General features: G+C 64.9%; 20 protein-coding genes. 9 read left to right on the top strand and 11 right to left on the bottom strand.

The window, feature by feature from the left end; genetic code table 11:
• Positions 1-24 precede the first annotated feature (24 nt).
• The 5 genes from AC5RT4_RS06905 to AC5RT4_RS06885 all read left to right on the top strand — a co-directional run bounded on the left by AC5RT4_RS06905 (position 25) and on the right by AC5RT4_RS06885 (position 4,790).
• The gene (locus AC5RT4_RS06905; RefSeq protein WP_494041581.1) at positions 25-696 is read left to right on the top strand and encodes an arsenate reductase/protein-tyrosine-phosphatase family protein; all 672 of its coding nucleotides are present in this window, start codon (positions 25-27) and stop codon (positions 694-696) included.
• Positions 697-829: 133 nt separating this feature from the next.
• Complete coding sequence (locus tag AC5RT4_RS06900) at positions 830-1,252, top strand: arsenate reductase ArsC (protein ID WP_494041582.1); 423 nt, start codon at positions 830-832, stop codon at positions 1,250-1,252.
• 28 nt (positions 1,253-1,280) lie between these two features.
• Complete coding sequence (trxB, locus tag AC5RT4_RS06895) at positions 1,281-2,288, top strand: thioredoxin-disulfide reductase (protein ID WP_494105268.1); 1,008 nt, start codon at positions 1,281-1,283, stop codon at positions 2,286-2,288.
• Between the two features lie 187 nt (positions 2,289-2,475).
• On the top strand, positions 2,476-3,783 hold the full coding sequence (locus tag AC5RT4_RS06890; RefSeq protein WP_494105267.1) for an FAD-dependent oxidoreductase: 1,308 nt from the start codon (positions 2,476-2,478) through the stop codon (positions 3,781-3,783).
• A 32-nt stretch (positions 3,784-3,815) separates the two neighbouring features.
• A complete protein-coding gene (locus AC5RT4_RS06885) occupies positions 3,816-4,790 on the top strand; it encodes an alpha/beta fold hydrolase (protein WP_494105266.1) in 975 nt (324 codons plus the stop codon).
• A gap of 26 nt (positions 4,791-4,816) precedes the next feature.
• Here the strand turns inward: AC5RT4_RS06885 and AC5RT4_RS06880 are convergent, their stop codons facing one another.
• From AC5RT4_RS06880 to AC5RT4_RS06870, 3 genes are all read right to left on the bottom strand, one after another.
• Positions 4,817-5,563 (bottom strand): ABC transporter permease, encoded by a 747-nt coding sequence (locus AC5RT4_RS06880; RefSeq protein WP_494041586.1) that lies wholly within the window; start codon positions 5,561-5,563, stop codon positions 4,817-4,819.
• A gap of 91 nt (positions 5,564-5,654) precedes the next feature.
• The gene (locus AC5RT4_RS06875; RefSeq protein WP_494105265.1) at positions 5,655-5,936 is read right to left on the bottom strand and encodes a hypothetical protein; all 282 of its coding nucleotides are present in this window, start codon (positions 5,934-5,936) and stop codon (positions 5,655-5,657) included.
• Between the two features lie 130 nt (positions 5,937-6,066).
• Complete coding sequence (locus AC5RT4_RS06870; RefSeq protein ID WP_494105264.1) at positions 6,067-6,675, bottom strand: flavodoxin family protein; 609 nt, start codon at positions 6,673-6,675, stop codon at positions 6,067-6,069.
• Between the two features lie 204 nt (positions 6,676-6,879).
• Between AC5RT4_RS06870 and AC5RT4_RS06865 the strand changes: the two genes are divergently transcribed.
• A complete protein-coding gene (locus AC5RT4_RS06865) occupies positions 6,880-7,680 on the top strand; it encodes a hypothetical protein (RefSeq protein WP_494105263.1) in 801 nt (266 codons plus the stop codon).
• Positions 7,681-7,976: 296 nt separating this feature from the next.
• Here AC5RT4_RS06865 and AC5RT4_RS06860 read toward each other — a convergent pair whose 3' ends face one another.
• From AC5RT4_RS06860 to AC5RT4_RS06850, 3 genes are all read right to left on the bottom strand, one after another.
• Positions 7,977-8,342, bottom strand: coding sequence for a DUF7793 family protein (locus AC5RT4_RS06860; RefSeq protein WP_494105262.1), 366 nt, complete (start codon positions 8,340-8,342; stop codon positions 7,977-7,979).
• 24 nt (positions 8,343-8,366) lie between these two features.
• Positions 8,367-9,542 carry a PP2C family protein-serine/threonine phosphatase gene (locus AC5RT4_RS06855; RefSeq protein WP_494105261.1) on the bottom strand — a complete coding sequence of 392 codons (1,176 nt, stop codon included), beginning with the start codon at positions 9,540-9,542 and terminating at the stop codon, positions 8,367-8,369.
• Between the two features lie 493 nt (positions 9,543-10,035).
• Positions 10,036-11,298, bottom strand: coding sequence for a glycosyl hydrolase (locus tag AC5RT4_RS06850; RefSeq protein ID WP_494105260.1), 1,263 nt, complete (start codon positions 11,296-11,298; stop codon positions 10,036-10,038).
• A 301-nt stretch (positions 11,299-11,599) separates the two neighbouring features.
• Between AC5RT4_RS06850 and AC5RT4_RS06845 the strand changes: the two genes are divergently transcribed.
• The 3 genes from AC5RT4_RS06845 to AC5RT4_RS06835 all read left to right on the top strand — a co-directional run bounded on the left by AC5RT4_RS06845 (position 11,600) and on the right by AC5RT4_RS06835 (position 14,469).
• Complete coding sequence (locus tag AC5RT4_RS06845; protein ID WP_494041593.1) at positions 11,600-12,388, top strand: YsnF/AvaK domain-containing protein; 789 nt, start codon at positions 11,600-11,602, stop codon at positions 12,386-12,388.
• A 215-nt stretch (positions 12,389-12,603) separates the two neighbouring features.
• Positions 12,604-13,515 carry a CPBP family intramembrane glutamic endopeptidase gene (locus tag AC5RT4_RS06840; protein ID WP_494105259.1) on the top strand — a complete coding sequence of 304 codons (912 nt, stop codon included), beginning with the start codon at positions 12,604-12,606 and terminating at the stop codon, positions 13,513-13,515.
• An 18-nt stretch (positions 13,516-13,533) separates the two neighbouring features.
• The gene (locus AC5RT4_RS06835; protein ID WP_494105258.1) at positions 13,534-14,469 is read left to right on the top strand and encodes a CPBP family intramembrane glutamic endopeptidase; all 936 of its coding nucleotides are present in this window, start codon (positions 13,534-13,536) and stop codon (positions 14,467-14,469) included.
• A 25-nt stretch (positions 14,470-14,494) separates the two neighbouring features.
• On the opposite strand, the gene AC5RT4_RS06830 is transcribed toward AC5RT4_RS06835, so the two are convergent.
• The 5 genes from AC5RT4_RS06830 to AC5RT4_RS06810 all read right to left on the bottom strand — a co-directional run bounded on the left by AC5RT4_RS06830 (position 14,495) and on the right by AC5RT4_RS06810 (position 21,147).
• The gene (locus AC5RT4_RS06830) at positions 14,495-14,878 is read right to left on the bottom strand and encodes a DUF7793 family protein (protein WP_494041596.1); all 384 of its coding nucleotides are present in this window, start codon (positions 14,876-14,878) and stop codon (positions 14,495-14,497) included.
• 107 nt (positions 14,879-14,985) lie between these two features.
• Positions 14,986-15,633: a DUF305 domain-containing protein gene (locus AC5RT4_RS06825; RefSeq protein ID WP_494105257.1), complete on the bottom strand. Its 648-nt coding sequence runs from the start codon at positions 15,631-15,633 to the stop codon at positions 14,986-14,988.
• Between the two features lie 94 nt (positions 15,634-15,727).
• On the bottom strand, positions 15,728-17,875 hold the full coding sequence (locus AC5RT4_RS06820; protein ID WP_494105256.1) for a heavy metal translocating P-type ATPase: 2,148 nt from the start codon (positions 17,873-17,875) through the stop codon (positions 15,728-15,730).
• 155 nt (positions 17,876-18,030) lie between these two features.
• Positions 18,031-20,493 (bottom strand): Ig-like domain-containing protein, encoded by a 2,463-nt coding sequence (locus AC5RT4_RS06815; RefSeq protein ID WP_494041599.1) that lies wholly within the window; start codon positions 20,491-20,493, stop codon positions 18,031-18,033.
• 27 nt (positions 20,494-20,520) lie between these two features.
• Positions 20,521-21,147, bottom strand: a complete 627-nt coding sequence (locus AC5RT4_RS06810) for a hypothetical protein (RefSeq protein WP_494041600.1) — start codon at positions 21,145-21,147, stop codon at positions 20,521-20,523.
• Between the last annotated feature and the right edge of the window lie 279 nt (positions 21,148-21,426).

Genomic DNA, 21,426 nt, shown 5'->3' with positions numbered 1-21,426 from the left:
ATTATCTCAGTCAAAATTGAGGCAATGAAAACTGAGCTTGCTGACACTTTCCACTTGCGGGTGGCCAAGCATGCTGCCCTCGCTGACCCTGCGCGGTTGCGGATCGTTGATCTGCTCACCCTCGGGGACTTTTCCCCCACGGAACTGCAGGCCGAACTCGGGATGCCGTCCAACCTGCTGTCCCATCACCTGCGCGCCCTGGAAGGAGCGGGGCTGGCAACCCGGCACCGCTCCGAGGCCGATAAGCGCCGCAGCTACATCCGCCTGGCTGCCGGGGCACTCGAAGGGCTGGCGCCCGGCGCTGAACACGGCGCCGCCCGCGTTTTATTTGTCTGCACGCGCAACAGCGCCCGTTCCCAACTGGCGGCCGCCCTCTGGCAGCAGGCCAGCGACATCCCTTCAACCTCTGCCGGCACGCACCCGGCGGACCGTATCGCGCAAGGAGCCATCGACGTCGCCCGCCGCCACGGCGTGGATCTTCCGGAGGTCCGGCCCAGGAAGCTGGGACCGGTGACCGGCGGCGACTTTGTCATCACGGTATGCGATAACGCCCATGAGGAGCTTTCCGGCCTCGGCGGCGTCCACTGGTCGGTTCCGGATCCCCTTCGGACCAACACGGTGGAAGCCTTTGAATACGCCTTCAACGATCTGTCCCACCGCATCAGCGACCTCGCGCCGCGGATGCTCGCGGCCTGAACGTTTGCCGCACCATATTGACAACCATCAATGCACTGTCCCATACTTCCTGCATCGATCAACTTCAATATATGATGCGGGAGGTGCGGTCGCGGCGATAAACCCAGCGTCCCCTAACCCCCAGGAGCAAACTATGAGTACCGAAACCGCCAAGAAGCCCTCCGTCCTGTTTGTCTGCGTCCACAACGCCGGGCGCTCCCAGATGGCCGCCGCCTTCCTCACCAGCCTCGGCAAGGGCGAGATTGAAGTCCGCTCCGCCGGGTCCCAGCCGGCGGAGCAGATCAACCCCGCCGCCGTCGAAGCGATGGCAGAACTGGGCATCGACATGTCCGCCGAGGTGCCGAAGGTCCTGACCACCGAGGCCGTGAAGGAGTCGGACGTCGTCATCACTATGGGCTGCGGCGACGAGTGCCCGTACTTCCCGAGCAAGCGCTACGAGGACTGGGTTCTGGAAGACCCGGCAGGCAAGGGCGTCGACTCCGTCCGGCCCATCCGTGACCAGATCAAAACCCGCATCGAGGGCCTGATCGAGTCCCTTATCCCCGCCGCCAAATAGCCCGTTCCGGACACCAGGAGAGACATCCATGAGCAGCAACAACGTCACAAGCGGACCGGCCAAGGCCGAGCAGCTGATCATTATCGGTTCCGGGCCCGCCGGGTACACGGCCGCAATCTATGCCGCGCGCGCCGGCCTTGAGCCGCTGGTGCTGGCCGGGTCCGTCACTGCGGGCGGTGCATTGATGAACACCACGGAGGTGGAGAACTTCCCCGGTTTCCCGGGCGGTATCCAGGGGCCGGAGCTGATGGACGGGCTGCAGGAGCAGGCGGAGAAGTTCGGCGCGAAGGTGGTGTTCGACGACGTCACTGATGTTGCGCTGAAGGGTCACCTCAAGCGCGTGGTCACCGGCGGCGGCGAGGCTTATGAGGCTCCGGCGGTCATCCTGGCTACCGGTTCGGCCTATAAGGAGCTCGGGCTTCCGGAGGAGAAGAAGTTCAGCGGCCATGGTGTTTCCTGGTGCGCCACCTGCGACGGGTTCTTCTTCCGCGAGCAGGACATCATCGTGGTCGGCGGCGGGGATTCGGCGATGGAAGAGGCCATGTTCCTGACCCGGTTCGGCAAGTCCGTGACCGTCGTCGTCCGCAAGGGCGAGCTGCGCGCCTCCCGGATTATGGCGCAGCGGGCCAAGGACAACCCGAAGATCACCTTCGCGTGGAACTCTGCCGTCACGGCGATCCACGGGGACGGGAAGGTCTCCGGTGTGACGCTGACTGATACGCGCACGGGGGAGTCCCGCCACCAGGACGCCACCGGGATCTTCGTGGCCATCGGGCATGTGCCGCGGACGGAGCTGCTCACTGGACAGGTGGAGCTGGACGAGGACGGCTACATCAAGGTGGACTCACCCACCACCGTCACCAACCTCTCCGGCGTTTTCGCCTGCGGTGACGCCGTGGACCACCGTTACCGCCAGGCGATCACGGCTGCCGGTACCGGATGCGCTGCCGCCCTCGACGCCGAACGCTACCTCGCTGCTTTAGAGGACGCGGACAGCATTGCCACCGCACTCGTCGAGGAACCAACCCACGCCTAAATCCTGACCAGGGGAGGAGGTGAGCGGAATGACGACAGGATGCTGCGGTGACTCCGGTTGCTGCGACGATCAGGACTGTTGCTGACCCCTTCCGCCCGGCCAGGCAGCAGGGCTTCAGGCCTCATAGGGACACTTCACGCTGCCTGGCTGGGCGCCCACCGCCTAAGTAATGAAAGAAGAGGACAGCATGGATGCGACCGCGAGCGGCCTGCCCGTTGCCGTGATCGGCGCCGGGCCCGTCGGGCTGGCCGCCGCGGCCCACTTGCTGGAGCGCGGCCTGGTGCCGGTGGTCTTCGAGTCGGGCACGACGGCGGGTGCCGCTATCGAGCAGTGGCGTCACATCCGGCTGTTCTCACCTTGGCGGTTCAACCTCGACGCCGCTGCCGTGCGTTTGCTCGAGGCTGCCGGCTGGCAATCACCCCGCCCCACCGCACTTCCGTACGGCGGTGAACTTATCGACAACTACCTCGCACCGCTGGCCGCGCTGCCGCAGATCGCCGCCCGGCTGCACACCGGCGCCCACGTTGTGGCCGTCAGCAGGCAGGGCATGGATAAAACCCACACCAGGAACCGGGGGACCACGCCGTTTTTGGTGAGGGTGCAGCACACGGACGGCGAAACCCGCGACCACGTTGTAGCGGCAGTGATCGACGCCTCCGGCACGTGGTCCCGGCGAAACCCGCTTGGTGCTTCCGGGCTGCCTGCCATTGGCGAGGACACCGCGGCGGACCGGATCTCCGCGCCCCTGCCCGACGTCGTCGGCCGGGACCGGGCGGCCTTTGCCGGCCGCCGTGTGCTGGTGGTGGGCGCCGGCCACTCCGCCGCCAACACCCTGATCAGCCTTACTGACCTCGCCAAAGAGGAAGCGGGCACCCGCACCCTCTGGGCCGTCCGCGGTCCTTCCGCCGAGAAGGCCTACGGCGGCGGGGACGCGGACGGACTGCCGGCACGGGGCCAGCTCGGCGGCCGTGTCCGGCGGCTCGTGGAGACCGGAAAAATCGAACTCCACACCGGATTCGGCATCAATTCACTGACGTCCCTCGGCGCGCACGTGACCGTTAAGGCGGTCGATGGCCGCAGCCTCGAGGCCGACGTCGTCATTCCCTGCACCGGCTTCCGCCCGGACCTGGGCATCCTGCGCGAAATCCGGCTCAACCTGGACCCTGCCGTTGAGGCGCCGGTGGAGCTGGGCCCCCTGATTGATCCTGAGTTCCACTCCTGCGGTACCGTCCGGCCCCACGGTGCCAGGTTGCTGGCACACTCGGACAAGGACTTCTACATTGTGGGTATGAAGTCATATGGCCGGGCGCCGACCTTCCTGCTGGCCACCGGCTACGAACAGGTCCGTTCCGTCGCTGCTGCCCTGGCAGGTGACAGGGAGGCCGCGGAGACCGTGCAGCTGGAGCTCCCCAGGACGGGCGTCTGCTCCACCGGCGCAGAACCGGTGCTGGTCGGCATCCCCACCGGCCTGGCCCACGGCCGCTCCGGCTCTTAACTGACCTCTTATTGAAGGGAACATCGGAGGACATGGGGCAGGGGCCACGGAAGAAGCCACAGCGCGGGCTGCGTCGGGCCGGCATCGCGGTGCTCATTGTGCTGGGACTGATACTTGTGTCCACGGTGGTCAACCTGATCATGGAGTCAACAGAGAAGTCGAGCATCACTGCCTACGGCCAGCGCGTCGCCGTGAGCAGCGGCGCGCTGAACGTGTACCGGAACGGGCAGGGGACCGGCCCACCGATCGTTCTTCTCAGCGGCCTGGGAACTCCGGCGCCCGGCCTCGACTTCGCGCCTCTGGTCCGCGAGCTGCACGGCTTCGACGCGATCGTCGTCGAGGGGTTCGGTTACGGCTACAGCGATCTGGAGGCCCCTCCGCGGACCAACGAGAACATCAGCACCGAACTTCACGGCGTACTGGCAAAGCTTGAGGTTCGGCAGCCCTACATCCTGGCCGGTCACTCCATCGCCGGTTTCTACATGCTCGACTACGCCAACCGGTATCCCGCCGAGGTGGCCGCCGTCGTCGGAATCGATGCAACAGTACCCAAACCGGGAGACGGGCCAGTGCCAGGGCCGGAGTCGGGCCTCAACTGGCAGAAGGCCTTGGCCGTTACCGGCATAGTGCGCGCTGTGTCCGCCGCCGCCCCCGACTTTGTCGATCCCGCCAGTGATGCCTACACCGATGACGAGCTGCAGCGCATGCGGATGATGACCAGCTGGAACTACGGCAACCCGGCAGTAACCGATGAAACGGCCCGGATAGCGAACAACGCGGCGGCCCTGAGGGGAATGACCTATCCCGCTGACCTGCCGGTGCTGGCCCTCCTTGCCGATGACGGGTCCGGCTCAACACCCAGGAAAACGACCGCCGCCGAAAACTTGCTGAACAACGTTACACGCCACAAGATCGTCACTTTGGAAGGCCCTCACTACCTGCACTGGACCCAGTCGAGGCGTATTGCGGAGGAGATCCGGGCCTTTGTGAGCAGCAACGCGGGCTGACCCAGTCAGGCTTGGAGCTGCAGCGGCTACAGCGGGTCGGGACGCACGCGCACGGCAGCCAGCGAACGGACAAGCGCGACGGCGGTGATGGCGCCGGCCGCCATGATGGACGCCAGGACCACCACCTGGAACCGTCCGGCCTCCAGGGGGGAGGCGCCGCCGAAGATTGCCCCCACGAACGCGCCCGGCAGGGTCACCAGGCCGGTGGTTTTGGTCTGGTCCGTCGAGGGGATCAGGGCGGCATGAACAGAGTAGCGGGCCTGAGTGAGAGTGGCGCGCCGTGCCGTGGCGCCGAGGGCGAGCCAGCCTTCCACCTGGTCCCACTGCTCGTGGACCGCCTCTTGGAAGCGGTGTCCGGCAAGCACCGCGATGGTCATGCAGTTGCCGATCACTATCCCGCCTACCGCAAGGACGTAGCGCGGCTCGAGGGCCACGGCGCCTGTAGCAAAGACGACGGCGAGAGTTACCAAAATGCCGATGGCCATGGTTGCTGACACCATGGCAAAGCGCCGCCATGACCAGGCCAACCGCCGCGTTGCCGTCACAGCAGCCACGGAGAACATCACCAGCAGCGCCGCCGCCACCCAGAGCGGATCGCTGATGATGCCACCCAGAACCACACTGATGAGCGCCAACTGGGCGGCTCCCCGCAGAATGGCAACGGCCGGTGCAAGGAACGAGGGCGTCCGCGCGCCCCGGAGCACCGCGACGGTTATCAGCATCAGGATGGACACGGCCGCGAAGGTGGGTGCCAAGGCAGCGAGGGAGTCCATCAGTTCAGCCTAGCCGTGAAGCAGGGCGTCTTCAGCGGGGGAGATGCAGTCAGGACTTTGTGGCTGATACCGCGGCGGTTGGCAAGGGGAATTAGACCAGGCTCGGCTGGCTCGAGAGGATGTAATCCACGGCTGCCGGGCCCTTCATGGCCAGTCCGGGCCATTCGTGCCGACCGGTGTTGCACTCCAGCTTCGAATGTCCGTGCTGGTGCATGGCGGTCCATAAGGACTTGGTAGGGCCCGGCCGCTCGGCGTTGAGCAGGCACCAGCTGATGTAGAGCCCGTAAATATCATCCTCCCGAAGGGCAGGCTGCTTTTCTGAGTCCTGCACAAAGCATTCGGAAAGGAAGCGGGTGTAGTTCGGGATGCTCATGAATGGCGTTCCTTCGGGTCGTGGAGCGTGACGAGCGTGTGAGTGGTGCATGTCCAGCCGAAGTGCTTCGGAGCCACGTGCGCGAAGGATGGGTCGGATACCGAAAAAGTTTTAAGCGTGGAAGGGTGCCTCACCCTGCCGGATAGGGGGCCTGGGTGAGTACGCGGGCCAGGTGCACGGCGTTGCGGGCGGCTCCCGCCGTTGCCGCAGCAGTTTTTTCGGGGACGCTGTCGAGGTCCTTGTAGTCCACCGTCTGCATGGCCTCTCCCACCCAGTAGGTGGCGCCTTGGGCAGGGACGGTGAAGCCGACGTCGTTCAGTGCCTGCTGCGTGTCCGCCACGGTCTTGTGGGCGCCGTCTTCGTTGCCCACCACGGCCACAATCGCAACTTTTCCGTACATGATTGGCCGCCCGGCCTCATCCGTTTCGGCCAGCTCGGCATCGAGGCGTTCAATGACCCGCTGGGCGATGCTGCTCGGGTGCCCCATCCAGATGGGGGTGGCGAGGACCAGGATGTCGGCCGCGAGGATCCTCGCGCGAATCCCGGGCCACTCGTCGCCGTCGCCCATGTCGGTTTGGACGCCGGGCATCACGTTGTGATCGACAACCCGCAGTGAGGCTCCTCCCACCCCATGGCCTGCAAGTTCATCCAGCACGTGGCGGGCCAGGAGTTCGCTGCTGGACGGGGCGGGCGAAGGTGTAAGGGAGCAGATAAGGGCAAATGCGCTGAGGTCGGCCATGGTTCATCCTTCTGTCATCGAGTCTTCCTTGGTGCCAGTCTAGGGTTCGTGGCGAACGGGAGGACGGATGGCCCGAAATGCCCTTCCGGCCAGGACGCCTTGCGCGAAAGATAACAAGTGTGCTTAGTATTTAGTTAGTAACCTTACTTACTAATTCACCAGGCTGGCTTTGAAAGTCCAGCTGCCAACCAATGGAAGCGAGTGATGATGACGGAAAACCAGTGGCCTGAGGCTTCTGCCCGAAGCGATCTCGACCAGTACGGAAACGCAGCACCAACGGATCCATCGGCAGAGCCCGAAACCTACGTCACCAAGAAGGATGCAGCCAAGGGAGAGACGTCGAAGATCGCCGGGCAGGCGGCCGGTGCGGCCCACAATGTGGCGCAGACCGCCAAGCTTGAGGCTGGAAACGTCGCGTCCGAGGCAAAGTCCAGCGCAAAGGGGCTCCTGCACGAGGCGAAGTCGGGATTGGGGAACCAGGCCGGAGCGCAGCAGCAGAAGGCCGCGGACGGGATCCGGACCATCTCCAGCCAGCTCCAGGCCATGGCTGATGCACCCGATCAACAGGGCATCGCCAGCGACCTGATCCGGCAGGCTGCCGACCGGGCCACCTCCGTTGCATCGTGGGTGGAAAACAAGGAACCCGGAGCGCTGCTTGAGGACGTTCAATCCTTCGCCCGCCGCAAGCCCGGGGTGTTCCTGCTCCTGGCTGCCGGCGCAGGCGTCCTCGCGGGCCGCCTGGTACGGGGGCTGCAGCCCGCCCCGGCGCCGGAACCTGCCATCCCGCCGCAGCCTGCACAGGCACCCGCGGCAGCAACCGGAACTGCTGCCTGGGGCGAAGAGTCGGTTTACCAGAACCATACAACGGCCCCGGCGACGTACGGCGAAACCATCTACGGCGAACCAGCGCGTCCGGCCTACTCCGGCACCGAAGCAGGCGGAGTTCCGCTCAGGGACCTGGATGATCCGTACAGCGAAATCCGTGGCGCAGAGCGCCAGCCCTAAACGTTCAAAGTCACCGCAAGACAACGGATCCACCAACCAAAGGACCAGTGCCATGAAAAAACTGCTCATCGCTTTTCTGCCCGGCATCATCAGCCGGGTCCTGAACGCCCGCAAGGCAAAGCAGCTTCGCGCAGGCCAGACCCGGCCGCCGCGGAACCGCTTCTAACCGTTGCCAGGCCGGGCAGCCCGGCTCGGTTTTTTAAGCAAAGCCTCGGGGGGTGTGAAAGCTCCCGGAGGCTTTGCGCTGTGCGGCGACCGGGGCCACCCTCAGATCCATGCAGCACACCGCCGCCGCCTCAGGAGGTCAGCCACTTCATCGCCTCATCCCTTGAGGTGAAGTAACGGGTGAGGTGTGCCGGTTTGTGCCGGGCCATGTAGAAGCTGGCAATGGCTTCGTCTACCGGGGATGAGCCAACAATTGCTGCACGGGTGAGCGGCCAGGGTGCCGAGAAGGCATCTTGGGCCCGCTGGCCAATCCACGTCATGCCGGTCATTTCCACCAGCAGCGGAAGGGTGCGCCCTGCACTGAGGACAGCGGCCTGTTCCATGAGCGCTTTCGCATCGCGTTCCGTGACCACGGCGCCGGGAGCCCACCTTAGACAGAGGACCTGCCCGCACAGCTCCACAGTGCCGGTGGTTCCTTCACTTCCTTGCTCTTCCACAGCGCCTCCTGCGTCCTGATTTTACTAAAGGCGCTTGATAACAAGGAGGGTGAGGTCATCCGTCGGGTGCAGTGGCGCGTTAATCAGTGCTCTTACGGCCCCCTTCGTGTCGGCGCCGGGGGCGGTGAGGGCAAGTAGCTCCGTCTGCAGCTGTTCGACGTCGTCATTGGCGAGTTCCAGGATGCCATCGCTGGGGATGATCAGGGAGTCGCCTGGCTCGAGGCGGCGGGTTTCTGTGCCCCAGCGGCAACCGGGAATGATTCCGAGGGGAGGGCCACCAGCCGTAAGTTGGGAGACCTTCCCCTCGGCCGTCGTGTGGTGGGCGATGCCGTGCCCGGCGTCGGAATAGCGGACAATTCCTGTTTCGAAGTCGAGGTCGGCATGAAACGCGGTAACGAACACGTCATCGAGAGCCAGTTCGTCGTGCAGCTGGTTTGAAACCGCGGTCAGGGCCTCGCCTGGCTCGACAGGGCCGGTGGAACGCAACCGGGATTGGACGGTGGCAGCCAAAATGGCAGGGCCGGTTCCCTTGCCCATCACGTCCGCTACAGTGACCCGCAGCAGGTTATCTTCGAGCTGCCAGTCATAAAAGTCACCGGATAAGTCTCCGGCGGCACGGGTGTGGGCGTAAACCTCATAGCCGGGAACACTGGGCGGAGTGGCAGGCCGGTGTGCCCGCTGAATCTTGGCAGCACCCGTCATGTCGGTGCGGACATTGATCTCGCGCTGAACAATAGCTGCGAGATCACGAAGTATCTGCTCTTGCTCTGGAGTAAAAGTCCGTGGCTCCTGGTCGATGAGGCACAGCGTTCCGATGTTCCAGCCGCCGGGTCCCTGCAGCGGCTGCCCGGCGTAAAAGCGGATGTTGGGCTGGCCCAGAACCAGCGGGTTGCTCCGGAACCGATCGTCCTGGCGTGCATCTTCGATAACCAGGGTATTGGGGGTCTTGATGGTGTGGGTACAAAATGCATCTGCCCGGGGGATTACCCGTTCCAGGCTCCCGGCCAGGGATTTGAGATACTGGCGGTCATCCGCAACAAGGGCGACAGTTGCTGTGCTAACTCCAAAAAGTTGCTGGGCCAGCCGGGTGATCCGGTCGAAGCCCTCTTCAGCAGGACTGTCGAGAAGTTCTGTCGCCGCCAACGACGCCAGCCGGTTCTCCTCCTCTTCCGCTGCTGCTTCTGAAGTCTGCTCACCCATTGGCTATCTGCCTCCTTTTGCCGGATACCGACATACCCAACTATGTCATCCTAAATTGCATGAGCCGGACGACGCCTAACTGGCGGTAAAGCTTTCGCTGACAGCGTGGCCGCATGGCTGCCGCCACCCAGGAACCGGAGTCAGTCCCCAATAGGAGCCGGTTTGGGTGCGGCCGGTACCGTCTCTCCAACCCGGGGCCGCCTTCTGATGATGACGTTATTGGTGCAGTGGACTGAAGTGGAAGAGCTGCTTTCCACCATGTTTCGCGGAATCCAATACCCGTCCACAACTTCGAATCGGGACGACAGGGGGTAGAAAGGGTGATCGGGTGTCAGATGCATCTAACTTCCTAATTTGCGGGTGCGCTTTGCCGTAAGACGTTCGTAGTGCTCGCAAGAAAGTATGGGTGCTGCGTTTGGACACTGATTACCCGGCAGGGGAATCTGCAGTCCACTGCCGGGCAATTGGTTGTTTGGTATGGGTGCTGACGCTGTTACTGCCGTGCCGCCAGCGCGTTTTTCAGTGCCTGCGCTGACGAGCTGCTGCTGTTGATGCGCCAGTCCGCTTCCTTGTTGAAATGGAACCAGGTGATGGCGGTGACGTCACCCTGGGCCGCCAGGTAGCTGATCAACGAGGTGTTCCAGTCGGCTTTGGAGCCGCCCTGCTCCGCGGAAGATGTTTCAGCGATCAGAATTTCCTTGCCCGGCGCCAGGGAACGGAGCTCGGAGATGCCCTGGCCGAAGAGCTGTGAGGGCGTCTGCCAGGCGCTCCATGTTGCCGATGTGCCCCAGTTGTAGCCGTCAAGGGCGACGGCGTCCACGTAGGCGGCGCCGGGGTACAGCCCGGCCAGCGGCGTGGATCCCCAGTAGGGGACATTGGGGTTCCATACCCAGGTGATGTTCGCAGCACCGGTGGATTCGACGACGTCGTGGACGTGACGCCAGGCCGCCACGTAATCGCCGGTGGTGTTGCCGTTGATGCCTTCGGCCCAGGGGTACCAGTCGCCGTTCATCTCGTGCCCGAACCGCAGCATGACCGGGTGCCCCCAGGCAGTTAGGGACTGTCCCCAGCTCAGAAGGTGGGTATCAAAATCACCGGCTGCGATCCGGTCCAGGGAGTAGGCGGGCTGGTCCGTGCCGCCGCCCCAGGCCCAGGGTTCCCAGGTTAGCAGCGTTATTGCTCCCCGGGCCCTGACTGCTTCGAGTTCGGTAAGCGGCGGGGCCTGGTTGAAGTCTTTGTAGGAGAGGATGATGGACGGCGCTTCGCCGGCCAGGGCAGCGACTTCGTCCAGCTCCGCGCCCGCCAGCGGGCCGCCGGGGACACCGGCCCCGAAGCGCAGGAGCGCCCTGGTAGGGGCTTCGGCTGCCGGTGCAGGTACCGGAGCGGGAGCTTCCTGGCTGTCTTCCGTTGTGGTGGACGGTGAGCTGTACGTGACGGTGAAGCTGGCCGCGGCTGTGGTCCTGCCCGAGGCTGCCTGGATTACGACGGCGGGATCGTTCGTCACCGGGATCACCAGGTCAACCTTAAAGTAGCCCGACGCGCTGGCCGTAAAAGCAACGGCGGCCGTGCCGCCGGTGACTGTTCCTGCGGCCTTTTTCGGAAAGCCGGTCCCGGTGACCGTCACCGAAGTTCCCGCTGGCCCAGACGTAGGGCTGAGACTGATTGAGGCACCTGCGGCCTGCACGGCCGGGGCCGTACCCGTCACTGTCCAGGCCACAAGCGCCAGGACGCATGCCACAAAACGTAGCGTTTTCATTCCACTCCAAAAACAGTTCCGTCCCCGAACGGAGTCAGGGAGCATGAGGGCACGATCCACCCCCTTCCCTTCAAGTTTTAGGCATTCCGCGCCCTCAGCCCCGCCGTATCAGCGCAGGATTTGCAGAGGATTCTGCAAGCCCGGCTGGCCCCTTGAAGGCACGTCAGACGGACCAATTCCAGGCGCGCGGCTTGCATGACGGATAGGAAGTGTGCTTACTATTTAGGTAGAAAGCATGCTTACTAATGCTTCCAGTTTTGTCCTCACGCAGCATCAAGTTAGTACCAAGAAGGAGATACACATGATCAGCACTGAGAACCTTTCTGCACTGACCACTGCCGGCGGACACGTCGTAGGTTCCGATGGAAGCAAGATCGGCTCCATCGGCCAGATTTACGTGGATGACCAGACTGCCGAGCCCACCTGGGTCACGGTCAAGACCGGGCTTTTTGGCACGCACGAGTCCTTCGCCCCGCTGGAGGCCGCTACGCAGGACGGCAACGATATCGTCCTCGCCCACACCAAGGACAAGGTCAAGGACGCCCCCCGGGTCGCCCCGGACGGGCACCTGGAACCGGCCGAGGAAGACCAGCTCTACACCTACTATGGCCTGGGCACCGGTCAGGGGTTCACGGGCAACGGATACGCCGCCGGCACCGCAGAGGACACCGTGGGCCGCGGAACCGTTGGCCACGACACCTCCGGTCCCACCACCGATGAGGCGATGACCCGCTCGGAGGAACAGCTCCACGTCGGCACGCGCAAGGAAGAAGCCGGCCGGGCACGGCTGCGCAAGTACGTGGTCACCGAGAACGTCACCACCACGGTCCCGGTCCAGCGTGAAGAGGTCCGGATCGAACGCGAACCGATCACCGACGCCAACCGCGGCGACGCCCTGGACGGCCCGGCCATCAGCGAGGAAGAGCACGAAGTCATCCTGCACGAGGAACGCCCGGTAGTGGAGAAGGAAACCGTCCCGGTCGAGCGCGTGCGCCTGGACAAGGAAACGGTCACCAGCGAGCACACCGTCACCGAGGAAGTCCGCAAGGAAAACATCGAACTCGACGACGACGGCATCACCCGCCGCTAAACCACACCGGAATCCTCATCCGATTCCCCACGCACGGCCCGTCCTCCCCCGAGGACGGGCCGTGCTTTTTCTGTGTGCCGGACACTTGTTCCCGGTCCTGCGGGGGCACAGAATAGTAGCTGTTCCCACGTCAGCGGCTCAGCGCTTCTGAGGCACGCGGCGGCAAGCGCTGCGGTGCCTTTCCTCACCGGACACTCTAGACGGCGGTCAAGCTGATGAAATCGCCTGGTTCCGCTGGCTCTGTCCTGTCGCTCACCAAACGGCACCCGGTGGCGGCCTTCGTGGTCATTGCCATCGCGCTGTCATGGACCGTCCAGATCCTTTCCCTCCTGCTGCTGGGAAACATCCTGCCGGGAATCCTTGCCGAACTCCTGATCCTGCTGGGAACGGCAGTCCTCGTAACGGCGGCGGCGGACGGCCGGCCCGCCGTCCGCGAGCTCTTCCGCAGGGCATTCCGCTGGAGGGTGGGGGCGGGGTGGTACGTGGCAGCGCTGCTGGCACTTCCTGCACTGACGGCGCTCATCGCTGCGGTCACCGGGACGATCCACCCGCCGGCCGACGGCTGGTGGCCGTTGACGGGCAATTACCTGCTGAACACTGTGATTATTGGTGCCCTCCTGGGCAACATCTGGGAGGAGCTCGCCTGGACCGGGGTGGTGCAGCACCGGCTTATGGAGCGGCATGGACCCGTAGTTGCTGCCTTGCTGACGGCCATCCCGTTCGCACTCATCCATCTGCCGTTCGCCTTCGCCGAGCGGGGCTTCACCGGCACTCCATGGTCCGACGTCGCGGTCTCCTGGGCAGTCCTTTTCCTTTTCGCACCGTTCTTCCGCCTACTCATGGGGATCGCCTACCTGGGAACGGGCTACAGCCTGCTCATAGTGGGGCTGCTGCACGCCTCCTTCAACGCCTCTGCCTCCACGAAGCTGGACGTGTTCGACGGCGAGTGGCAGCAGATTGCCGCTGTGATCGTCCTGCTGGGAGTGGTGGCCGCCGCCTCCCGGGCTTGGCGCCTGCGGGCTGCACCGGCTGAAGGAGGCCAGGACGCCCGCACAGTCCGGCGCCCCACAAAGGGCTCAAGCGCCAACACCACCGGCGACAGCGACGGACCGCGTTACGCCCGTTGATCGAAAAGAGAAAAGCCGATGGTTCCTCAATTTCGTTCAACCCCCTGGCCTGATACTCCGGAGCGGACAGGCGCCGGGACCGGCCGGCTCCGCCACTGGACAGCCCGTCATGGGTTGCTGGCCTATACGGTGATGGCGTATGGGATTGCCTGGCCTTTGTTGGTCGGAGGATTCTTCGGAACTGAGGCCGGCACCTTGGACCCCGAAGGCGGGCTGGTTGCCGTCATGAACCAGGTGGCCTCCGCGGCCCCGTTGCTTGCTGCCGTGGTGGTCCTGGCCCTCAGCCAGGGTAGGCGTGGCCTGGCCTGGCTGGCGGGGAGCCTCGTCCGGTGGCGGGTCCATCCCTTGTGGTACGCGTTCGTTTTTCTCGCTGTCCCGCTTCTCGGGGTAGCCGCCACCTGGGCGTTCCACCCGGGGGCAACAGTTGCAGCCCTGGGGCAGAACTGGCCGCTGCTCTACACGCAGTTGCCATTGGGTATTTTGAGCATTGCCGTTTTCACCGGTCTGGCTGAGGAACCTGGATGGCGCGGCTACGCCCAGCCAGCTGCCAATCGGCGTTTCCATCCCTTGCTTGCCGCGCTGGTCGTGTCAGTGATCTGGGCACTCTGGCACCTTCCAAACGCCTTGTTTGTGCAAAACCCGGCCGAGACCCTCGCCCATCTGCTGGCCACAGTGGTCAACGGCTTCGTCCTGGCCTGGGCTTACAACTCCACCAGCGGCAGCGTCCTCATCGTGATGCTTCTCCACGGAGCCCAGAATGCTACAGGGGGACTGGTAATTCGACTGTTCGACGGATCCGGGGACGGGCCGACAGCCACCATGTACTACCTGATCTCGGCGTTGGCGTTCGGTGTTTTGATGGCGGTCGTGACGGTCCTGACCCGGGGGCGATTGGGCCTCTCTTTTCCAGGAGGCATGATTCAGGCTGAAACTGGCTCCCGGGGCCAAGCCTGAGAATTCCTGCAACCACCCGCCGTGCTCAAGGCGTGGAGATGGGTTCCTCGAGAAGCCAGTGCAAAGCCTCGGTCCTGTTCGTGAAGAACCGGGTGGGACACGGATGGCTGCCAGGACCGCGAAAGCCGGCAATCACGCGGTCCACCGGATTGGAGCCGAGCAGCGCAATGCGCGAAGCCGCACTGGGAGTTGAGAAAGCGGCACGGGCTGCGTGGCTGACTGTTTCGACGCTGGTCATCTCCACCAGCAGGGGGCGGCTCTTGCCATGGCAGACGTCATTAACCTCCGCCATGGCAGCGTTAATATCCGCTTCTCCCAGGATGGCTTTGGGGGACCAAACCAAGTGGAGGACCCCCTCCGGGCCGAGCGCCAAAGTCCCCTTCCCGCCGTCGATCATTTTCGTCTCCATGACGCACCCCTCCAGTCGGCGCTCGTGCGAAGCTTGCTACCGCCCATCACGGTCAAAGCGTACTTCCAACAACCTGCAGGCCTCTGGCCGACTTCCGTACTTGCCGGCTACAGGGCAGCCAGCAGGTCCTTCATCTCCTGAATTTCGGCTTCCTGCGAGCTGGCGATGTCCTTGCTGAGCTGGACCGCGTCGCTGTTCTTGCCGTCGGTGGTTTCGGTCCTGGCCATCGTGACGGCACCTTCATGGTGGGCGATCATCTGGGTCAGGAACAGCCTGGCCGCCTCGGTGCCCTGGGCGGCCTCGAGCTTTGCCATGTCATCCTCGCCCATCATCCCCGACATGCTGTGCCCGGATGCCTTATGCGTGGGCATCTGGGTGGGCTGGCCCCAGCTTTGAAGCCAACCGGTCATCTTCTCGATCTCGGGGCCCTGGGCGGCCTTGATCCTGGTGGCCAGGTCCGTCACCGGCGCCGGAATGCCTTCCTTGGCAAGGATAAGATCGCTCATCTCCACCGCCTGGGCGTGGTGCGGGATCATCATCTGCGCGAACATGGTGTCCGCATCATTGATCCCGGCCGCCGCTGCGGGGGCCTCGCTTGATGCCGGGGCCGAACCGGATGGTCCTCCGGAGCTGCCGTGGTGCATTCCCGGCATGCTGGTGGTGTCCGAACCGCCCGCCCCGGAACCGGCGGAGCAACCGGCAAGGGCGATTGCTCCGGCGATGGCAACAGTTGAAATCGTCAGTGTCTTCTTCATGGTGATCAAGGTCCTTCCGGTTCTCTCTGCCTCCCGCAGGGGCAAATGGTTATCAGGGTACCGGCGCGTTGGCCTGCCGGTTCACGCTGCCGGGTCACTGCACCTGGGCGGGATTGAGCTTGACCCGCCGCAGCAGTTGGGCGTTCAGTGCCACCACAATCGTGGACGCAGACATCAGCACGGCCCCGGCAGCTGGTGACAGAACCACCCCGGCGAAGGCCAGGACGCCCGCTGCCAGGGGAACTGCCAGGACGTTGTACCCGGTGGCCCAAACGAGGTTTTGCCACATCTTCCGGTAGCTGGCGCGGGACAGGTCCACCATGGACAGGACGGCCCGTGGATCGTTCCCGGCCAGGACAACGCCGGCGGATTCCATGGCCACATCCGTACCGGCACCGATGGCGATGCCAACCTCGGCGCGGGCCAGCGCGGGCGAGTCGTTGACGCCGTCGCCCACCATGGCCACTTTCATGCCGCGGGCCTGCAGTTCGGCAACTTTCTTGTCCTTGTCCGCGGGCAGGACCTCGGCGAACACCTCGTCGATGCCAAGGTCCTCGGCGATCGTCTTGGCCACCTGGCGGGCGTCACCGGTGATCATGGCCACCTTGACGCCGCGGTTCTGCAGTGCGGCTACTGCCTGCCGCGACTCGGGCCGCACTGCATCCTCCAGGCTGACCGCACCCAGGGTGCGTCCGCCGTCGAGCACGTGCAGGACAGCCGCGCCGCGCTCCATCCACCCGCGGGTCGCCTTGGCCAGGGTGGGAGGTTCGACGACGGCGAGCTCGCGCAGGAGCGCGGGCCCGCCTACGTGCAGGGTGCGTCCGTCCACGCTGGCACGGACGCCGCGTCCCGTCAGCGCGGAGAACGAGGTGGCAGCGGGCACCGCAAGATTCCGCTCCTGCGCAGCGCGGAGGATGGCCCGGGCCACGGGATGCTCGCTGTCGGACTCCACCGCGGCAGCAAGTGCCAGCAGCGCGTCGGGGTCCCCGCCGGGCACGGTGGCGATGTCCTTGACCTGCGGTTCGCCCGTGGTGAGCGTGCCGGTCTTGTCGAAAAGGACAACATCAATGGTGCGCATGCGTTCCAGGGCCATCCGGTTCTTGATCAGCACCCCGGCGCGGGCGGCCTGCTCGGTGGAGATGGCGATGACCAGCGGGATGGCCAGGCCCAGGGCGTGCGGGCAGGCGATCACCAGCACTGTGACGGTCCGGGTGACCGCCTCGGGGACGCTGCCGAGCAGGGTCCATGCGATGAGTGTGATGACGCCCGCGCCGGCGGCGAAGTAGAACAGGAAGGCCGCTGCCCGGTCCGCCAATGCCTGGGCTTTGGAAGAGGACGCCTGCGCTTCAGCCACCAGGCGCTGAATCCCGGCCAGGGCAGTGTCGTCACCCACCGCGGTGATCTGGACGCGGACGCTGTTGTCAGTGGCGACGGTCCCGGCCACCACGGGGTCCCCGGGGCCGCGGGGAACGGTTTTGGATTCACCGGTGATCATGGATTCGTCGAATTCCGCCTGCCCCGTGACCACTGTCCCGTCCGCTGGCATCCTGCCGCCGGAGCGGACCAGGACGGTGTCACCTGCGCGCAGCTGGGAAATTGGGACGGTTTCGGTGCCGGTGGCGGTGATGCGTTCGGCCTCGTCGGGGAGGAGCGCGGCGAGGGCATCCAGTGCGCCCTGTGCCGAGCCGAGGGCCCGCATCTCAATCCAGTGGCCCAGCAGCATGATGGCCACCAGCAGCGCGAGTTCCCACCAGAAGTCCAGGTCGAAGCCCCCGATGCCCAGGGTGGTGATCCAGGACGCGGCGAACGCCACCGTGATGGCCATGGATATCAGCAGCATCATCCCGGGCCTGCGGGTTTTCAGTTCCCGCCATCCGCCCTTGAGGAACGGCTGGCCGCCGTACAGGAAGATCACGCTGCCCAGGATGGGCGGGATCCAGGCCGAGCCCGGGAAGGCCGGGGCCGTGTAGCCCAGGATGTGCCCCACCATGGGGCTGAAGTAGACCACCGGCAGGGACAGGGCCAGGCTCAGCCAGAACCTGTTCTTGAACATCGCTGTGCTGTGGCCTGCGTGCTGGCCGGCTGTGTGCACGGCGTGGTCATCGTCGTGGAGGCGGCTGTGTCCGTGGCCTGCGGGGGAGACGGTCACGTGGCCGGAGAGCGCGGCGGCGGGGGACCTTTGCGGTGTGGTGGCAGTCCCGCCTGCATGCACATTTTGGTGGTGCTGGGTCTGGTGTTCCATGTCAGTTTCCATTTCCACTAAGAGGTGATGGGCGCTGGGGTTGAACGGCTGTGAAGGCCGGTTGAACGCACGGCCGGGACATACCACTTCACTGACAACACTTCGAAATATACCCCCCAGGGGTATAAGCGTCAAGAGATTGTGTCAGCCAGGAACTAAAAGTCGCCGTCCACAATGCCCGTCTCGGTCGCCGGTGCGATGGAGCTCGCTGTACCGCTGGTGCCGGTTACGGACGACGTCGGTGTCCACACCATGGCTGCAGGGGTAGCGGAGGTCCGGATGCTGGCAGTCCCGCTCGCCACGCTGCCAAGGGTCACGGTCACCACTGTCCTCGGCACACCCGCTGTGGTAACCGTGGTGGCCGTCATCGTGGCGTTGAACGTGACGGTTTTGCGGTTCTTCACGAAGTTGCCCCGGGTGTTCACACTTCCCAGGTTCACCGTGCTGCCCGGCCGCTGGATGTCCAGCGTGTCTCCGCTGTTGCCCGTGCCGAGGCCCTGGACGTTGCCGTCGCGCAGGCGGACGGTTACGGGGAGGGGAGCGCCGGTCCACCCCGGGGTGACCGACGGAAGGCTTACCTGCTGGCTGTAGGTGAAGCTCACGGTGTCGCCAGCGTCCGGCCTGGCCGCCGCTCCGGTGCCGTTAACCGCCTGGACGTCAGCGCCGCGCAGGGGACTGTTGTCCACACGCCGTCCCGCAACGGTGGCGGAAATGGTTTCCCTGTTGGCGCCGTCAATGAGGATGGCGCGGAAATCGTACAACCCGTCGGGCACCTGCCGGGTGTCCCAAGTGCATGAGTACGGAGCCGCAGCCAGGGTGCAGCGCGTGGTCCAGGTGGACGTCCCTGCCGGTGCCGTTTGGATCCTGATGCTGCCGACGCCGGCTGTCGAGTTGGCTGCGGCGGTGAGGGTTGCGGTACCGGTCAGGTAAGCCCCCGGATCCTCCACCGACACGGAGGCCACGGTATTGTCCACCACCCTGTTGGTGACCGCGGCCGACGTCGTACTGACGCCTGCTGCGTCCGTGGCAATGGCACGGAAACTGTAGGAGGCGTTTGCCAGGACGGTGGTGTCGAACCGGCAGGAATAGGGCGGCTCGGTGACTGTGCAAAGCGATGACCAGGTATTGGTGCCCGTGCGGGCGTACTGGATCTGCACCTGTTCAACGCCGGAGTGTGCATCTGCGGCGGAGGCGGCAAACGTCCTGACGCCCCGCAGCGGTGTGCCCGGATCGGTCATCGTCGCTGTGGGCGCCGCGTTGTCCGCCAGGACATCCGGAATGGTCTCCGAATAGGTGGACGTGGATCCCGAGACGGCGACGGCCCGGAGGTCGTAGAACTCGTTGGCAAACGTGCCAGTGGCCCAGCTGCAGTTGTACGGGGCGAGCAGGTTCAGGCACAGGGTGTTCCACCTGTTGGCCCCCGCAACGGAATACTCGACGCGGACGGTGTAGGCCGTGTTGCCCGGGCTGTGAAGGGTGGTGGAGAGGTTCACGGTGCCGGTCACCACTTCGCCGGGATTGTTCAGGACCACCGAGAATGTATTCGCCACCGTGGTCTGGACGGTGGGCGAGGTGCTGGTGAGCCCGGCATTGTCCGTGGCCACGGCCCGCAGGCCATAAGCGCCATCGGGCGAGTCTTGCGTGTTCCACGGGCACGAATAGGGTGTTGCCGCCGCCGTGCACAGCGTGGTCCAGGCCCCGTTGGGAGGCAGCAGCTGGATGGCCACGTTGCGGATGCCGGTCTCAGCGTCGCTCGCTTCGGCAGTGAGTGTGACCGTGCCCCGTACCGTGGCTCCCGGGCTGGCCATGCTGACCGACGGCGGCGTCCAGTCGGCTGCCGTACCGAACGTGTTGGCGGTGCTCGCGGTGGTAGCGGTGAACGCAGCGGAGGAGAAGGCGGTGGACGTCGCCGTCACCAGCACAGCGAGGGCGGCCATTATCCCGACGGCGGCGCTTGCCTTCCGGCGCCGCGACCGGGCAGCTGGGGGAGCCGGGGCGGGCGGGGGAGTGCCGCCGTCGTCCCTGCCCCTGTCCTCGTGGTCCTCCTCGTCCCATGCCCTGGTGCCGAACACGGCAAGAGCGATGGCGAGCAGTGTCAAAACACTCCACCATGCCAGGGCCGGGAGGTTGCCGCTCTTCAGCCAGAGACCGGGAAGCCCCACCGAGGGGATCAGGAGCCGGGCCTGGCCGGTGATCTGGCCGCGGTCCAACGGCGTGCTGTCCGCCTCGGCATTGGCGTCTCCGGCCGTCACGAAGGTGCCGTCCCTGTTCTCTGCCACGATCCGGTGGAGACGAATTTTCTCTACTCCACCGGGCTCGGCGGAGGCAGGGCTGGTGAACTCCACCACGCCGCCCACCGGCACCTTCTGCTCGGCGCCGAACGGGGCCGCGATGACTGCGTCGCCGGCGCTGATGTGCGGCTCCATGGACCCGCTCTGAACCACAGTGCCATGCCAGCCCAGCAGGACGGGCAGCGCCGCAATCAGGGCAAGGCTCAACAGCACGCCCAGATACAGCCGCGAGAGCGTGGACGCCACCAAAAGCGTCCAGCCGTCAGCTGAAAACAGGGGCCCCCACCAGGAGGGTACCCGGGCGGACCCGGGTTCCTCCCGGTTCACGAGGTCAGGTTTGCCGCTGCCTTCCGGCTACGGCTGCGTGGGGGACTCGTCCGACTGCAGCTCCCAGACCAGGTCGATGCCCACGCGGGCACCCTGCAGTGCGTTGACGTCCTCCTGGCTCATGCCGGTGGTGTCAAAACGCCAGGTTCCGCGGTAGCTCTGCGTTTCGCCGGGGGTTCCGGCGGTCTGCCACGGTGCACCGCCGGTGGCGAAATCGCGGTTGACCGAGGCCAGTGTGGAGAGGGGCAGTTCGGGGACGGTGTTGGCAACGGGAGTGAATCCGGTGCAGTCATTGAACGAACCGCCCGTGCCCTGCTCGAGGTCAAAGTAGATCCGGTTTTCCAGGCCCTTGGAGGTAATGAGGTTCTGGGTGTAGGCCCTGACCTCGCCCGGGACGTTGGAGTTGGACGTGACTACAATGCACTTTTGGCCCGTCTGTCCGGGGACGATGTTTTCCACGGTGAAGGCGGCGGCGCCGAGATCGTCGTCGGTGAGCGTCACATTGCCGGTGCTCCATGAGCTGCCGGAGTTCCTGGTAGATGCCGTGAAGGCGGCCTGGGATCCTTGCCAGACCATGCCGCCGGCAATGAGGACGGCCAGGGGGGCAGCGCCGAACACGGCGATTTTACGGGCGCGAGCAGAGGGATTTTTCATGACTGAGACCTTGTCCTGGAACCGATGAATTGGGTTTATGCCTGGTTAACCAGGCGGACCCTCCCAGGTGTCCGCAAGCCCCCCAAGCGCTGTCAACTTCAATGTACGGGAATTTAATGCTACTTGACAGTAGTTGTCACGAGCTTGTTGCAGGACGGAAGAGAGGTGCTACCTAGGGCTTTCCCAACTTCGCCGACCCCTTCTGTTTTCACCGCGGTTTCAGGAGTAGCTGCGCCCTTGCGGCAACTTTCCGTTGTTTACAGCAGAGGTTGGCCGATT

The organism is Arthrobacter sp. sptzw42, assembly GCF_059089685.1.
The sequence above is the reverse complement of the archived record's forward strand: the minus strand, read 5'-3'. Positions and strand labels throughout refer to the sequence as shown.